10 protein-coding genes are annotated in these 14,914 nt (G+C 74.0%); 3 read left to right on the top strand and 7 right to left on the bottom strand.

What is annotated here, in order from left to right:
• Positions 1 to 9: 9 nt before the first annotated feature.
• Entirely contained in the window at positions 10 to 1,707 is a 1,698-nt protein-coding gene (gene lnt / locus ACFV6D_RS10140; RefSeq protein WP_380559131.1) for an apolipoprotein N-acyltransferase, read from the top strand.
• 88 nt (positions 1,708 to 1,795) lie between these two features.
• On the opposite strand, the gene ACFV6D_RS10145 is transcribed toward lnt, so the two are convergent.
• From ACFV6D_RS10145 to gdhA, 4 genes are all read right to left on the bottom strand, one after another.
• Positions 1,796 to 2,560: a VOC family protein gene (locus tag ACFV6D_RS10145; protein ID WP_063350068.1), complete on the bottom strand. Its 765-nt coding sequence runs from the start codon at positions 2,558 to 2,560 to the stop codon at positions 1,796 to 1,798.
• Between the two features lie 76 nt (positions 2,561 to 2,636).
• On the bottom strand, positions 2,637 to 3,545 hold the full coding sequence (locus tag ACFV6D_RS10150) for an NADP-dependent oxidoreductase (RefSeq protein WP_380559133.1): 909 nt from the start codon (positions 3,543 to 3,545) through the stop codon (positions 2,637 to 2,639).
• A 265-nt stretch (positions 3,546 to 3,810) separates the two neighbouring features.
• Positions 3,811 to 4,680, bottom strand: coding sequence for a GyrI-like domain-containing protein (locus tag ACFV6D_RS10155; protein ID WP_380427045.1), 870 nt, complete (start codon positions 4,678 to 4,680; stop codon positions 3,811 to 3,813).
• 180 nt (positions 4,681 to 4,860) lie between these two features.
• Complete coding sequence (gdhA, locus tag ACFV6D_RS10160) at positions 4,861 to 6,249, bottom strand: NADP-specific glutamate dehydrogenase (RefSeq protein WP_380559137.1); 1,389 nt, start codon at positions 6,247 to 6,249, stop codon at positions 4,861 to 4,863.
• A 348-nt stretch (positions 6,250 to 6,597) separates the two neighbouring features.
• Between gdhA and ribA the strand changes: the two genes are divergently transcribed.
• The gene (ribA, locus tag ACFV6D_RS10165) at positions 6,598 to 7,227 is read left to right on the top strand and encodes a GTP cyclohydrolase II (protein WP_063350064.1); all 630 of its coding nucleotides are present in this window, start codon (positions 6,598 to 6,600) and stop codon (positions 7,225 to 7,227) included.
• A gap of 139 nt (positions 7,228 to 7,366) precedes the next feature.
• On the opposite strand, the gene ACFV6D_RS10170 is transcribed toward ribA, so the two are convergent.
• From ACFV6D_RS10170 to ACFV6D_RS10180, 3 genes are all read right to left on the bottom strand, one after another.
• Positions 7,367 to 10,798 carry a hypothetical protein gene (locus ACFV6D_RS10170; RefSeq protein ID WP_380559139.1) on the bottom strand — a complete coding sequence of 1,144 codons (3,432 nt, stop codon included), beginning with the start codon at positions 10,796 to 10,798 and terminating at the stop codon, positions 7,367 to 7,369.
• 219 nt (positions 10,799 to 11,017) lie between these two features.
• Positions 11,018 to 13,132 (bottom strand): putative bifunctional diguanylate cyclase/phosphodiesterase, encoded by a 2,115-nt coding sequence (locus ACFV6D_RS10175; RefSeq protein ID WP_380373913.1) that lies wholly within the window; start codon positions 13,130 to 13,132, stop codon positions 11,018 to 11,020.
• A gap of 181 nt (positions 13,133 to 13,313) precedes the next feature.
• A complete protein-coding gene (locus tag ACFV6D_RS10180; protein ID WP_063350062.1) occupies positions 13,314 to 14,120 on the bottom strand; it encodes an SAM-dependent methyltransferase in 807 nt (268 codons plus the stop codon).
• 276 nt (positions 14,121 to 14,396) lie between these two features.
• Here ACFV6D_RS10180 and ACFV6D_RS10185 point away from each other — a divergent pair, with 276 nt between their 5' ends.
• Positions 14,397 to 14,861 (top strand): SRPBCC family protein, encoded by a 465-nt coding sequence (locus tag ACFV6D_RS10185; RefSeq protein WP_380559141.1) that lies wholly within the window; start codon positions 14,397 to 14,399, stop codon positions 14,859 to 14,861.
• Positions 14,862 to 14,914: the final 53 nt, after the last annotated feature.

The following is a 14,914-nucleotide window of genomic DNA, read 5'->3' on the forward strand; positions in this document are numbered from 1 at the left end:
ATACGGGGCATGCCCCGCCGCCTCGCCCTCACCAGCCCCGCCCGGCGCACGCCGCACCGGGAGCACTCCGAGCACCGCGAGCACCCTGAGCACTCCCCGCATCCCGGGCACCCCGAGCACTCCTCGCATCCCGGGCACCCCCGGCACCCTGAACCTCCCGGGCACTCCGAATACGGCGGGCAGTCCGGACACGGCGGCCACCCGCAGGCGCGCCCGCACCGCTACCGCGCGCGGTTCGGCGCCCTGGCCGCCGGGGCGGTACCGGTGCTCGCCTTCCCGGCGCCGGGGCAGGCCTGGCTGGCGTGGGTCGCGCTCGTCCCCGGGATGCTGCTGATGCAGCGCGCGCCCGGCGGGCGGGAGGCGGCGGTGCGCGGGTGGTGGTTCGGGGCGGGCTTCATCCTGACCGCGATGTACTGGCTGGTCCCGTCCATCGGGCCGGGGCTACCGGTGCTCGCCGTGCTGTTCGGGGCGCTCCAGGGCGGCTTCGGGTACGCCGTCCACCGGCTGCTGCACCCACCGCTGACCGACCGTCGGGCGCTGCTCGCGCTGCTCGTCGTCCCGGCGGTCTGGGTGACCACCGAGTACGCGCGCTCCTGGGACGCCCTCGGCGGGCCGTGGGCACTGCTCGGCGCCACCCAGTGGCAGCACCCGACGATCCTCGGGCTCGCCTCGACCGGCGGGATCTGGCTGGTCAGCGCGGCCGTTGCGGCCGCCAACACCGGGGTGCTGATCGTCCTGACCGCCGTGCACCGGCGGCCGCGCGCCCTCGCGGCGCTGACCACCGTCCTGGTCCTGGCCGCCGGACCGCTGCTGTTCGCCCTGCGCGACGCCCCCGCCCCGGCCGGGGCGGTCACCGTCGCGCTGGTCCAGCCCGGCATCGTGGACGACCCGCAGGCCCGGTTCGAGGCCAGCGCCCAGGCCACCGCCGCGCTCGGCGGGCAGCCGGTGGACCTGGTCGTCTGGGGCGAGAGCAGCACCACCGCCGACCTCGACCGCGACCCGGCCGCGCTCGACCGGCTACGCCAACTCTCCACCGCCACCGGGGCGCAGATCATCGCCGGGGAGGACGCCCGCAAGGCGGACGGGCGGATCTCCAAGGACGCGGTGCTGGTCTCCCCCGCGGGCGTGCTGGATCGCTACCGCAAGATCCGGCTGGTGCCCTTCGGCGAGTACATCCCGCTGCGGCCGGTGCTCGGCTGGATCGCCGGCGTCAGCCGGGCGGCCGGCGAGAACCGGGCGCCCGGCACCGTCTTCCACGTCCTGCCGGCCACCGACCGGGCGGGCGGACCGCTGCCGGTCGGCGCGCTGATCTGCTTCGAGTCGGCCTTCCCCGACCTGGCCCGCACCGCCGCGCGGGACGGCGCCCGGGTGCTGGTCTACCAGTCCTCCACCTCGACCTTCCAGCACACCTGGGCACCCGAGCAGCACGTCTCGCTGGCGGCGATCCGGGCCGCCGAGACCGGCCGGCCGGCCGTGCAGGCCTCGCTGACCGGGGTGTCGGCGGCCTTCGACGCGCAGGGCCGCGAGCTCGCCCGGCTCGGTACCGACGGCACCGGCGCGCTGACCGTCCGGCTGCCGCTCACCGAGCCCGGGGCGCTGACCTGGTACGACCGGATCGGCGACGTGGTGCCGATCGGCGCGCTGCTCGTCACCGCGGGCGCGACGGCGGCGGCGTGGCGCTCCAGCCGCAGTCGGCGTCCGGTGTGAGGGCGGAGACTGCGCCCGACGGGAGGACGGCGGGGTCCTCGGCAGGGACGTGGGCAGCGGCGCGGGCAGGGACGCGGCCTTCGGGGGGTCAGCCCTCGGTGCCGGCCAGGTAGACGCCGAACGACGCGCCCTGCGGGTCGCGCAGCACGGCGATCCGGGGGCCGTCCGGCACGTCGGTGGCCCCCATCAGCACGTCCGCGCCGAGGCCGCTCGCCCGGGCGACGGTGTTGTCGACGTCCGCGACCGAGAAGTACGGCAGCCAGTGCGGCGGCACCTGCGGCGGGAAGCGGTCGTCCATCACCAGCATGCCGCCGAAGTCGGCGCCGTCCAGGCCCCACTGGGTGTACTGCTCGGACGGGCTGACGGACCAGCCGAAGACCGCCGGGTAGAAGGCGGTCGCACCGGCCGGGTCGCGGGTGAGCAGTTCCACCCAGCCGAGCGAGCCCGGCTCGTTGAACACCTCGGCGCCCGCGAACGCGCGGGCCTGCCAGAGCAGGAACACCGCACCGGAGCTGTCCCCGACCACCGCGAAGCGGCCGAGGTCGGACACGTCGGTGGGCTCCTTCAGGACCTTGCCGCCGGCGTTCTCGACCTTCGCGACGGTGGCGTCGGTGTCGGTGACCGCGAAGCAGGTCGACCAGGCGATGGGCTGCTGCGGCGCGAACCGCGGGCTGACGGCGGCCGCCGTGGCGTCGCCGAGGAACATCTGGGTGTAGCCGCTGGCCTCGGGGCGCACATCGGCCTCGGCCCGCCAGCCGAACAACTCACCGTAGAAGGTGCTGGCGGCGGCCGGGTCGGAGGTGCCCAGCTCGACCCAGCAGGGGCCGCCGATGGTCACGGAGTTCTGCTTCATGGCTTCTTCTCTCGACTTCTTCTCTCGGTTCTCGATCTCTCGGCCCTTGTTGACTGATCGTCACTCTTGCTTTGTGTCACGCGACTTCGAGCACCACCTTGCCGCGGGCATGGCCGGATTCGACGAAGGCGATCGCCTCGGCGGCCCGGGCCAGCGGGTAGCGGCCGGTGATGTTCGGGTCCAGCTCACCGGCGGCGACCAGGGCCGCCAGCGCGGACAGGGTCTCGGACGTCGTCGAGCGGGTGATGTAGCGGCCGCCGAGTTCGGCCACGGTGGCCGGGTCGGCGGTGCTGACCAGCTCCGTACGGTCCTTGCGCACGGGGGCGGCGGCCCGCAGGGCGTCGCCGCCGACCAGGTCGAGGATGCCGTCGACGCCGTCGGGCGCCGCGGCCGCGATCCGTTCGGCGACGCCGTCGCCGTAGCGGACGGGCACCGCGCCGAGGGACTCCACGTACGCACGGTTGGCGTCGCTCGCGGTGCCGAGGACGATCAGGCCGCGACTGCGGGCGATCTGGGCGGCCGCGCTGCCGACACCGCCGGCGATGCCGAGGATCAGCAGCGTCCGGCCGGCGCCGAGGCCGAGGTCACGGACGGCGTCGTCCGCGGTGGCCGCCGACACGGGCAGGACGGCCGCCTGGTCGAAGCCGACGCCCTCGGGCTTGAGCGCGCTCAACTCGGCGCGCATCAGTGTCTGTTCGGCGTAGGCACCGGCGGCCGCGAGGCCGAACACCTCATCGCCCGGGGTGAATCCGGTGACCCCGGGGCCGACTTGCAGGACCACGCCCGAGGCCTCCTGGCCCATGACGGCGGGGAGTTCGCGCTCCCGGCCGAGCATGCCCGTGCGGATCTTCCAGTCCACCGGGTTCACCCCGGCCGCGCCGACCGCGATCGCCAGCTGCCCGGGGCCGGGCTCCAGCACCGGGCGGTCCAGGAACTCCTGTGTCTCCGGCCCGCCGTAGTCGACGAAGCCGAATGCCTTGGCCATCGGTGATCCCACTCCTCGGGTAGCGGTTGCGATCCCCCGTCCTCCCCCCGCCCCAGCATGCGGGCGGGGGAGGACGGGTGCGGGCGCTGCTGGGCCGAACGGGGGCGGGCGGGGCGGCGGGCGGGGCGGCGGGCGGCGGCAGTGGGCGGCGGCAGTGGGCGCTGTGGGCGAACAAAAAACAGATGACAGATAACAGATTTCGAAATCTGTTATCTGTCATCTGTCATCTGTTAGTTGTCAGCTGTCAGCTATCAGCGGCCGTCCGTCAGCGCAGCGCCCGCGCCACCGGAATCCACAGCTGGGCCTCCGCCTGGCCGTCCGACAGGAACCGGGTGCGCAGGATCTCCGGCCCCGGCCGGAACTCGTACGGGTTGGACGGGAACCACTGCGTGAAGACGTCCCGCCACATCTCCTGGAGGGCCTTCGGGAAGGTCCCGGTGTTGGAGAAGGCCGCCCAGGTGCCCGGCGGCACCTCCCGAACGTCCAGGCCGTCCGGGACGACGGTGTCCGCGTCCGCCACCACCGCGTGGTAGTAGTCGAGTTCGACACCCTCTTCGCGGCTCTCCGAGAAGAACTCGGTGACCGAGAGGATGCCTTCCGGCTCGCGGCCCGAGAGCGCCGAGATCCGGTCGACGGTCTCCTGGCCGAGCCCCTTGATGAACGAGGCGATGGCCGGGTTCACGCCCTCGTGCACCAGCGGGACCCGCGCCCGCCGACCGATGATCCGGAAGTCCGGCTGCTCGATGATCCGGTATTCCATACTGCTGCTTCCCTCCACGACGAGTCGGAAGGACATCCGGGGCTGGGACTTGAGCACCGCGCCCTCGCGCCGGGCCTCACCGGGCCCGACCCCGTGCATCGCCCGGAACGCCCGGGCGAACGCCTCCCCCGAGGTGTAGCCGTACCGGATCGCGACCTCCAGCAACGTCCGCTCCCCGCCGAGGACTTCGGCCCCGGCGACGGTCAACCGCCGGCGCCGGACGTAGTCCGACAGCGGCATCCCGGAGAGCATCGAGAACAACCGTCGGAAGTGGTACTCCGACGTCATCGCGATTCGGGCCAGCTCGGCGACCTCGACCTCCTGGTCCAGGTTCCGTTCGATGTGCTCCATCGCCCGGTTCAGGTGTTCCAGCACTCCGACCCCGTCCTTCCCTTACTGATCACCACCGTAGGAAGGACCCACCCTGCCGCACCCGACAATCGGTGCCCGCTCCGGTCGGGTACCGATCGCCGGGTGACGGCGAGTCGCGCCGTCGGCGCCAAGCGGAGGGCCGCGGGCGCCGGGCGGAGGGGCGTCGGCGCCGGGCGGCAGGGCTCAGATCAGGCCCTGGGCCAGCATCGCGTCCCCGACCAGCTCGAAGCCGGCGATGTTCGCGCCCACCACGTAGTCGCCCGGGTGTCCGTAGCGCTCGGCGGTGGTGAAGCAGGAGTCGTGGATGTGCTTCATGATCCCGGCCAGCCGCTCCTCGGTGCGGGCGAAGGTCCAGGAGTCGCGCGAGGCGTTCTGCTGCATCTCCAGGGCGCTGGTGGCCACGCCGCCCGCGTTCGCCGCCTTGCCCGGGCCGAAGGCCACCCCGGCTTCCTGGAACACCCGGACCGCCTCCGGGGTGGTGGGCATGTTGGCCCCCTCGGCGACCGCCAGCACCCCGCCCCGCACCAGGGCCAGCGCGTCCGTCTCGGTCAGCTCGTTCTGGGTGGCGCAGGGCAGCGCGACGTCGCAGGGCACGCTCCACACGCCAGGGCCCTCGACGAACCGGACGTGGCTGCCGCGCAGTTCGGCGTAGTCGGCGACCCGGCCGCGCCGGACCTCCTTGACCTCCTTGAGGAGCGCGAGGTCGATGCCCTTCTCGTCCACCACGTAGCCGGTGGAGTCGGAGCAGGTGAGCACGGTCGCGCCGAGCTGCTGCGCCTTCTCGATCGCGTAGATGGCGACGTTGCCGGAGCCGGAGACGACGACCCGGCGCCCGTCCAGGCTCTCGCCGCGGCTGTGCAGCATCTCGGCGGTGAACAGCACGCAGCCGTAGCCGGTCGCCTCGGTCCTGGCCTGCGCGCCGCCCCAGCCGAGGCCCTTGCCGGTGAGCACGCCGCTCTCGTAGCGGTTGGTGATCCGCTTGTACTGGCCGAACAGGTAGCCGATCTCCCGGCCGCCGACGCCGATGTCCCCGGCGGGGACATCGGTGTGCTCGCCGAGGTGGCGGTACAGCTCGGTCATGAAGGACTGGCAGAACCGCATGACCTCGGCGTCCGAGCGGCCCTTGGGGTCGAAGTCGGAGCCGCCCTTGCCGCCGCCGATCGACAGCCCGGTGAGCGCGTTCTTGAAGATCTGCTCGAAGCCGAGGAACTTGACGATGCCGAGGTTCACCGAGGGGTGGAAGCGCAGCCCGCCCTTGTACGGGCCGAGGACGCTGCTGAACTCCACCCGGAAGCCGCGGTTCACGTGGATGTCGCCGGAGTCGTCCGTCCACGGCACCCGGAACATGAGCTGCCGCTCGGGCTCGCAGATCCGCTCGATGATCCGGGCGTCGACGAACTCGGGGCGGCGGGCGAGCACCGGCCCGAGGGTCTCCAGGACCTCGTGGACCGCCTGGTGGAACTCCGTCTCACCCCTGTTCCGGCGGACCACGTCCGCGTAGAGCGCCTCGATCACGCGCTGCTCGGCGTCGAAGGAGGTCGGGGAGGTGGCGGCGGGAGGGGTTGTGGGCATCTGATCAGGACCTTCCGTGGTCGTCGGTGCTCGTGCGCGAGGCATTCCCGTGCCCAGGAAACGGGGGAATCCTCGCAGTGTCCACGGTCCGGCTCCCGACGCATCCACATGCTGAAACCCCCACGCCTCGCGGACCGTACGATCCACCAGCGCCCTCGCGTCCGCACGGAGCCCGGCTGAACCACAGTCCGTAGTCGAATCGGGCACGGACAGTATTTAGTTGTTCAAATTGGAACTACCGAGTACGGTCATCGACATCCGATCCACCCCGGGCCGGCCGGCCCGCCCCTCTCGACCCATCGGTTCGTCGGTTCGCCGACCCATCTCCTCATCGACGGAGGCCCACCCATGCCGCAGCCCGGCCCCGCCACGGTGCGCTCGCGTGTGCGCATCCCGCTGACCTTCCACGACGGCTACCGCGCCGAGGCGGAGGCCTTCACCTTCCACGACCTCGCCGACGGCGCGGAGCACCTGGCGCTCGCGTTCGGCGAGGTGCCGGAGGGCGGGACGCCGCTGGTACGCCTGCACTCGGAGTGCCTGACCGGCGACGTCTTCGGCTCGGACCGCTGCGACTGCGGCCCGCAGCTGCGCGAGTCGGTCGAGCGGATCGCCGAGGCCGGCGGCTACCTGCTGTACCTGCGGCAGGAGGGCCGGGGCATCGGGCTCTACAACAAGCTGGAGGCCTACTCCTTGCAGGACTCCGGATTGGACACGTACGACGCCAACACGGCGCTCGGCCTGCCCGAGGACGGCCGGGACTACACCGCCGCCGCCCAGATGCTCGCCACCCTCGGCGCCACCGGCATCGACCTGCTGAGCAACAACCCGGACAAGGCACAGCAGTTGGCCGACCTCGGGATCACCGTGCGGCGGCGGGTGCCGACCGGCGTGCACCTGTCCGCGAGCAACGTGCGCTACCTGCGGGCGAAGGTGGAGCGGACCGGGCACTCGATCGAACTGTCCCGGCTGGTCGGCTGAGCCGGATGACGGCTGGATCGCCGGCGGCGGGCGGCTGACAACTAACAGCTGACAGATAACAGCCGACAGATAACAGATAACAGATTTCAAAATCTGAAAGCTGAACTCTGTCATCTGTTATCTGTCAGCCGTTCGCCCGTCAGCCGCCCGCCCCCGTACCCGCCCCCCGCGCCCGGGCCGTGCGCAGCACCCCGTACGCCGCGAGCGGGAGCGCGACCAGCAACGCGGCCCAGAACGCGCCGTACCCCCAGAACTCCGCGACGGCCGTGAACTGCCCCTGGAGCACCGGGATCCGCAGCGCCTCGACCGGACCGAGCGGTCCGGGCCAGGCGCCGAGCACCAGCGTGACGGGGATCCAGCAGCCGAGGAGCGCCCGGGCGGTGACCGGCGTCCCCAGGGTGCTCGCGAGGGAGACGACGGCCAGCAGGACGACGAACCCGGACTGGTAGGCCGCACCAGTCTGGCCGGTCCCCCAGGAGGCCGGCGTCGGGTGGTGCCCGGTGGCCGCCAGCCGCACCTCGACCGCCGCCCACAGCAGCAGGGCGAGCACACAGGTGCTCCCGAGCGCGAACAGCGCGCGGTCGCGGGCGCCCACGGGGCCCGTCCGCCACTGCTTGCCGTCCCACCGTGCCGCCGCGCCCCGCCCGGCGAGCCGCCGCCAGGCCTCCCGCACCTGCCGCCGGGCCTCGTGCGCGGGCTTCAGCAGCCGGTTCGCCGCGCGCTCGATCAGCACGAACGACGCCACGATCGCCGCCACCGCCGCGAGGCCGGCCCAACTGCCCATCCCGCCCTCGAACAGCACCACCCGCTCGGCCACCGGTTTCGGCATCTCCAGGCCCGTCATCGGCGGTCCGAGCCGCAGGTAGCCGATGGCGAAGGCCCCGACGCCGGTCAGGGCCGCCGTGCCGAGGCCGACCCGGGCGGGGAAGAAGGCGAGGACGGCGGCGGCGACCAGCGCCGCCCCCAGTTGGCCGACCACCTGCTGGGCCGCGTGCTCGCCGGCCTTCTTCAACGGCCCGCCGAAGGCACCGTCGGGCGAGATCTTGAGCTGGACCCCGGCCTCGACGGGGTAGCGGAACACCGCCCCCGCCCACAGCAGCAACCCGAGGGCGAGGAACAGCAGCAGCACGGCGCCTGCCCGACGCGGCAGGCCGGTACGGGCGTGTGGCCACCACTCCCGCAGCCGGGCCGGCCAGTCCACCGGCGTCCGTTCACGCCCGCCCTGCCACAGCCGCCCCGGCCACCGGTCCCGGCCGGCCCGGTTCTCCCGGCCTTCCCCGCCCTCCCGGCCCTCCGCGCCGTCGGGCCGCTCGCCCCGGCCCCGGCCGCGCGGGCGCAGCGTCTCGGCGGCGACCAGGGCCGCGCGCCCGGCGTCGTCCCCCGGGTCGGCGCCCACCGCCCGCCGCCGCAGCGCCGACCAGCGGCGCCGGACCGCCTCCGGCGCGGCGGTCGGGTCCGGCGCGGGCCGGCGCACTGTGGCGCGTACGGCCGTGCGGAGCCCGGAGCCGGCGGCCAGGGCCGCGTCCACCACCACCGCCGCGACCAGGGCGGCGAGCTCCGCCGCCCGTTCGGGCAGCGGCAGCCGGTGCAGGGCGGTGGGCAGCGGCGAGAGCCGGCCGAGCAGCCGGTCGCGTTCCTCGGGGCGCACGCTCAGCCACACCACCAGCCGGTGTGCCTCCTCGCGCTCCTGCGGGCTGAGCCCGTCGCCGCCCCGCCGGCCGCCGCCGACGGTGCGGGCGGCACGGTCCACTTCGGCCAGGACGTCCGGGAGTTGGGCGAGGGCGAGCAGTCGGGAGCAGTGTTCGCCGGAGCACTCGGGGTGGAAGCAGTCGTAGCGGGCGGCGACGGCCGGGGCGCCGACCCGGACCAGTGCGTCGATGAACGCGGCGCCGTCCGGTTCGGTGGCGATGCGTTCCAGCCCGGGGGTGTCGATCGGGCGGTCGAGGTAGTAGGGGGTGGCGGAGGGGGCGAAGGCGGCGCCGAAGGCGAGCACCGCGAGGGCGGCCACGGCGTCGCGGCGGGAGCCGGGAGCCCGGGCGACGTCGGTCAGGTGGTGCAGGTCGAAGACGTTGTCCTGGACGTCGTCGCGCAACCAGTCGCGCAGCCGCTCCGCTCCCCCGGCGGAGAGCCAGCGGGCCGCGTCGCCGGAGCGCCGGAGCAGGACCTCGGCGAGCTTGGCCGGGTCGGTGAAGGGGGATCCGAAGAAGGTGATCGGCCGGTGGGTGCGGCCGGTGTCGGCCCGGGTCTGTCGCCGGACCACCGCGGGGCTGCCGCCGGCCAGCCAGCTGCGGACCTGCGGGGCGGTCCAGCGGTCCTCCGGGTTCTTGGTGAACAGCCCTTGAAGGAGCAGCAGTTGGCGGGGGTCGGCGAGGGCCGAGAGGTCGACCTCGTCCCCCAGGACCAGTTCCAGTTGCAGCACCTCGTCGCTGATCAGCAGGCCGTCCGCGCCGAGGAAGCGGGGGCGGCCGGTGAACAGCTCGTACAGGACGTTGCCGAGCGCCCACCAGGGCCCGGCCTCGTGGTTGCGGCCGGCCAGGAGTTCGGGGGCCATGTACGGGATGGTGACGATCGTCTCGGGCGTGAAGCGGCGGCTGGCGGTGAGCCGGGCGACACCACCGAAGTCGGCTATCACGAACTCCCCGGGCTCGCGGCCGGGGCGGACCAGGACGTTGGCCGGCTTGAAGTCCAGCGGGTTGCGCTCGATCCGCCGTTGCCAGAAGTCGAGCAGGGCGACGAGCTCGTAGACGATCCGCTCGGCCTCCCGCCGGTCGGTGTGCCGGCCGCGCTTGCGAAGTTCGGCGAAGTGGTCGGCGAGGGTGACCGGCAGGTACTCCATGGCCACCCAGTCGAGTTCGGCGCCGTGGTGGCCGACCCGGCCGAAGTCGACGATGTGCGGGACGTGGCGGCGGTAGTCGTCGTTGCGCAGGTAGCCGAGCAGGTCGGCGTCCATGGCGTGGCCGGCGGCCGTCACCTTCACCGCGGCCTCGCCGCCGCCGTCGGTGCGCCGGACGTGCCAGACGGTGCCCTCGGTGCCGGAGCCGGCCACTCCGAGCGGGGCGAAGCGGCCGCGCAGGGCGTCGGGGAAGGCGCCCGCGAACCGTCCGCCGGTGGGCCCCGCACTCTCCGACGCCCCGCCCCCCGGTATCCCACCCTCCGACACCCCGCCCTTCGACACCCCGCCCACGGGGCCCTCGCCGCTCCGGCTGGGCCCGGGGCCGACGTTGTCGGCCCAGCCGGGGGCGGCGGCACGCCCGGTGCCCGCGCGCCGCTGGACCCTGGTCGGGGCCTCCGGGTCGACCCGCTCCGGCGCGGCCCGCTGGACCCTGGTCGGCGCCTCCGGGTCGAAGCGGGCCCCGCCGTCCGGCGCCCGCCCGGTCGCGGCGTCGGGGTCCATCCGGGTGCGCGGGACGGCGCCGAGCCGGGACGGCCGGTCCGGTACGACACCGAGGCGCCGCCCCCACGGCCGCCGGTCCACCCTGGTCGAGGGCTCGGGCCGGGGCCCGGGGCCGCTCTCCGGCCAGGGGCCTCGTCGGTCGTCGTCGGCCGGGCCGGCGTCCTCCGGTGTGGCCATGGCGGCGCTCTCCTCCCCGCTTCCCGGGGCCGGCGCGGGGCCGTAGCCACGCACCACACGGCCCCGGGTGGTGATTTTGACGCGCCATCATCCCGCATGGTGGGCCGTGGTGTTGGCCGATTTTCCGGAACGCGACCGAGCGGTTGCACGACCGCCGCCGAACGCCACCGCGGGCCTTCCCCACCTGCTCGGCCCCTGCCCCCTGACGGCCCCGACGCGTCAGCCCCCGACCGGGCGCCCCCGCGGCTCCTCGGCGATCCGGCGGGCGATCTCGGCCGGCCGCACCGGGCGGCCGAAGTGCCAGCCCTGCGCCCAGTCGCAGCCGATGGTCCGCAGTCGTTCGGCGTCCTTGCGGGTCTCCACGCCCTCGGCGGTGACGGTCAGCCCGAGCGCGTGCGCCATCGACACCAGGCCGCTGACGATCCGCCACCCGGTGGACTCGTCCTTCTCCGGGTCGTGCAGGTCGCCGACGAAGGAACCGGCGATCTTCAGCCCGGAGACCGGCAGGTCGCGCAGGTACGCGAGGTTGGACCAGCCGGTGCCGAAGTCGTCCACGGCCAGCGACACGCCGAGGTCCACCAGCCCGTGCAGGGTGCGCAGCGCCTCGTCCTCGGGCCCGACCACGGTCGACTCGGTGATCTCCAGCTGCAGCCGGGCCGGATCGAGTCCGGTCGCATCCAGGATCCGGCCGAGGTCGGTGACGAGCGCCGCACTGCGCGCCTGGCGGACCGCCAGGTTGACGTTCAGCTGCGGCGCGGCGTCGCCGAAGCGCTTGACCCAGTCCGCGGCCTGGCCACAGGCCTGCTCCAGCACCCAGCGGCCGAGCGGCATGATCAGCCCGGTCTCCTCGGCGGTGGTCACGAACTCGTCCGGGCCGAGCACGCCGAGCTGCGGGTGGCGCCAGCGCACCAGCGCCTCCACCGCGGCCAGCCGGCCGTCCGCCAGCGCGTACAGCGGCTGGTAGTCGATGAAGAACTCGCCCCGGTCGAGGGCGGCCGGCATCCGCACCGACACCGCGTAACGGCTGACCGCGCGGGCGTTCTCCTTGGGGTCGAACAGCGTCCAGCGGCCGCGGCCGGCCTCCTTGGCCCGGTACAGCGTCAGGTCGGCGGCCCGCACGGCCGCGCCCGGGGTGGTGGTGGACACCCGCCGCTCCAGCACGCCGACGCTCGCGCCCACGGCCAGCTTGTGGTCGCCGATCAGCACCGGCCCGGCCAGCGCCTTGAGCACGGTCTTCGCCGCCGCGACGGCCTCCTGCTCGCCCCGGCAGTTCTCCAGCAGCACCACGAACTCGTCGCCGCCGAGCCGGGCCACCAGGTGGCCGAGCGGGTTGAGCGCGGCCTTCAGCCGGGCCGCCACGGCGGACAGCAGCTCGTCCCCGGTGTCGTGGCCGAGGCTGTCGTTGACCACCTTGAAGCCGTCGAGGTCGACGTAGCAGAGTCCGAACCTGGCGCCCGGATCCGGATCCTCGAACAGCTTCTCCAGCCGCTCGAAGAAGGCCGCCCGGTTCGGCAGGCCGGTCAGCGGGTCGTGGGTGGCCTGGTGGCGCAGCCGCTCCTGGAGCCGGTAGCGGTCGGTGACGTCCTCCAGCATCGCGACCTGGTACTGCGGGACGCCGTCGTCGTCGCGGATCAGCGAGACGGTCAGATGGGTCCAGACCACCTCGCCGTCCTGGCGGTAGTACGGCTTGTCGAACTGGAAGTAGTCCCGCTTGCCGCTGATCAGCTCCTCGTACGCCTCCCACACGCCCGGGGTGTCCTCGGGGTGGACGAGGTCGCCGACCCGGCGGCCGGTCATGTCCTCCGGGCTCGCGCCGAACAGCTCCTGGAGCGCCTTGTTGACCGCCAGGATGTTGCCGTCGGTGTCGCCGATGCCGATCCCGATGGCCGCGCTCTCGAACAGCGCCCGGAACCGGGCCTCGGAGTCGCGCAGCGCCCGCTCGGCCTCCTTGCGGGCGGTGTCGGCGGCGGTGCGGATCGCCTCCTGCTCCCGCAGCGTGCGCTCGCGCAGGGCGGCGGCCCAGCCGGCCGCGAAGGCGCCGGTCAGGGCCGGGCCGCGGTCGTCGCCGAGCGGCTGCACCTGGAGCAGTTCCACCGCCCGGGCCAGCACCACCGGGTCGGTGAAGTGCGCGTCGACCAGTTCCGCGCCGGCCTGCTCGGCCAGCCGGGGCTCGAACGGCTCGCCCAGCTGCGCGCGGTGGAGCAGGGCGGCGGTGCGGGCGGTGAGGCGGCCGAGCAGCCCGGGGTCGACGGCCGTGCCGTGGTCGGCGGAGAGCAGCCGCGCCCAGGCCTCGTGGAACCGCTCGGCGCTGCCGGCGACCGGGGAGGCGCTCATGCGTCCGCCCGGGTGCGTGCGGTTACTGCTGCGGGGTGGCCGCCGCAGACGGCGGCGGGCCGGGCGGGGGGCGCAGTGGTCCGGGCAGGGGGCGCAGTGGTCCACGCGGCGGGCACGGCGGGGTGACCGGCGGCCGCTTCGCGGAGCCCGCGGCCGTCGGTCACTCGCCCGATCCGTCCGCTCAAGGGCGGAACCCCACGCCCGCCACCCCGGTCATCCGCTCGGGGTGCTCGCCGACCGTCTCCGGCTGGTCCGGGCGCCACTGCGGCAGGTAGACCACGCCCGGTTCGACCAGCTCGAAGCCGGCGAACATCCCGCTGATCTGCTCGTGGGTGCGCATGGTCAGCGGGGTCGGCGTCCTGCGGTAGAGCTCCTGGTGCTCCTCCGCCTGGTCCGGTCGGCCCTCCAGGGAGGCGTGCGAGAGGACCAGCGCGCTGCCGGGCGGGAGCGCGTCACGGAGCGTGCCGATCAGCTTCCACGGGTCCTCGTCGTCGGTGACGAAGTGCGCGACGGCGACCAGCAGGACGGCCACCGGCTCGCCCTGCGCCAGCAGGGCGGCCACCTCGGGGCGGGCCAGCAGGTCGTGGATGTCGCGCAGGTCGGCCTGGACGACCTCGCTGCCGGGGTCGTCCTCCAGCAGCAGGCGGCTGTGTGCGACGGCGACCGGGTCCCGGTCCACGTAGAGGACCGTCGCCTCGGGGCGGATCGCGCGGGCGATCTCGTGCACCGCGCCGAAGGTCGGGATGCCGGAGCCGATGTCCAGGAAGCGGGTGACGCCGCGCTCGGCCAGGAAGGACACGGCCCGCCGCAGGAAGGCCCGGTTGGAGCGCATGATCTGCGGCAGCTCCGGCCACAGGGCCATCGCCTTGCGCGCCATCTCCCGGTCGACCTCGAAGTTGTGCGAGCCCCCCAGGTAGTAGTCGTAGACCCGCGCGGCGTTCGGTTTGTCCAGGTCCGTGCCCTCCGGTACCCAGCTCGGTCGCCGCATGCCTGTGACTCCTTCACTCCGTTTTCCGGGGATGCAGTGCCTCGCGACAGCTGCTGTGACAGACGAGACTACAAGCACACAAGATCCTCCCCTGCACCCCGAACGGCCGCAAGCGGAACACCTCCGTCCTGGCATGCGACGTTTACGGAGCGTTCGCCGCCCGTCTCACCGGCACCGGTCGCGTCGACAGCCGGGCCACCGTAGGGCCCGGGTGTCGGCGAGGGAACCCGACCGAAACGGGCCGGCTCCGGACCGGAGCGTCCTAGGGTGGGGCGCGTGGACCCCAACCACTACCGTTTCCGGGGCACGTGGCGACTCGCGGCGCCGGCGCCCGACGTGTACGCGGCACTGGAGGACGTACGGAGTTACCCGCTGTGGTGGCCCGAGGTCCTCGAAGTCCGGCAGACCGGCGAGGAGTCCGGGGACCTCGTGGTGCGCGCGCTGCTGCCGTACCGGCTGGTGATCCGCCTGGAGACCCGACGGCGCGACCCGGCCGCCGGAGTGCTGGAGGCGGCCATGCGGGGCGATCTCACCGGGTGGTCACGGTTCACCGTCACCTCGGACGGGCCGGGCAGCCGAGTGCTCTTCGAGGAGGACACCCGCCCCCGAAAGCCCCTGCTGCGCCGCCTCGCGCTGCCCCTGCACCCGCTGTTCCGGGCCAACCACGCGGTGATGATGCGCCGGGGGCGGCGGGGGCTGGCGGCGCACCTGGGCAGCGGGGGCGGGCCGGCGAAGAGGTGACCACACGGCCGGTGGCGGCCAGGACCCGTCCGGCTCTAGCGTGGCGGCGCACC

Source organism: Kitasatospora sp. NPDC059812 (assembly GCF_042732075.1).
GTDB lineage: Bacteria > Actinomycetota > Actinomycetes > Streptomycetales > Streptomycetaceae > Kitasatospora.

Coding starts and splice junctions, on each gene's coding strand:
- ribA (WP_063350064.1), top strand. CDS start 6,598: ATGCCGCAGCCCGGCCCCGCCACGGTGCGCTCGCGTGTGCGCATCCCG.
- ACFV6D_RS10145 (WP_063350068.1), bottom strand. CDS start 2,560: ATGAAGCAGAACTCCGTGACCATCGGCGGCCCCTGCTGGGTCGAGCTG.
- lnt (WP_380559131.1), top strand. CDS start 10: ATGCCCCGCCGCCTCGCCCTCACCAGCCCCGCCCGGCGCACGCCGCAC.
- gdhA (WP_380559137.1), bottom strand. CDS start 6,249: ATGCCCACAACCCCTCCCGCCGCCACCTCCCCGACCTCCTTCGACGCC.
- ACFV6D_RS10170 (WP_380559139.1), bottom strand. CDS start 10,798: ATGGCCACACCGGAGGACGCCGGCCCGGCCGACGACGACCGACGAGGC.
- ACFV6D_RS10150 (WP_380559133.1), bottom strand. CDS start 3,545: ATGGCCAAGGCATTCGGCTTCGTCGACTACGGCGGGCCGGAGACACAG.
- ACFV6D_RS10175 (WP_380373913.1), bottom strand. CDS start 13,132: ATGAGCGCCTCCCCGGTCGCCGGCAGCGCCGAGCGGTTCCACGAGGCC.
- ACFV6D_RS10180 (WP_063350062.1), bottom strand. CDS start 14,120: ATGCGGCGACCGAGCTGGGTACCGGAGGGCACGGACCTGGACAAACCG.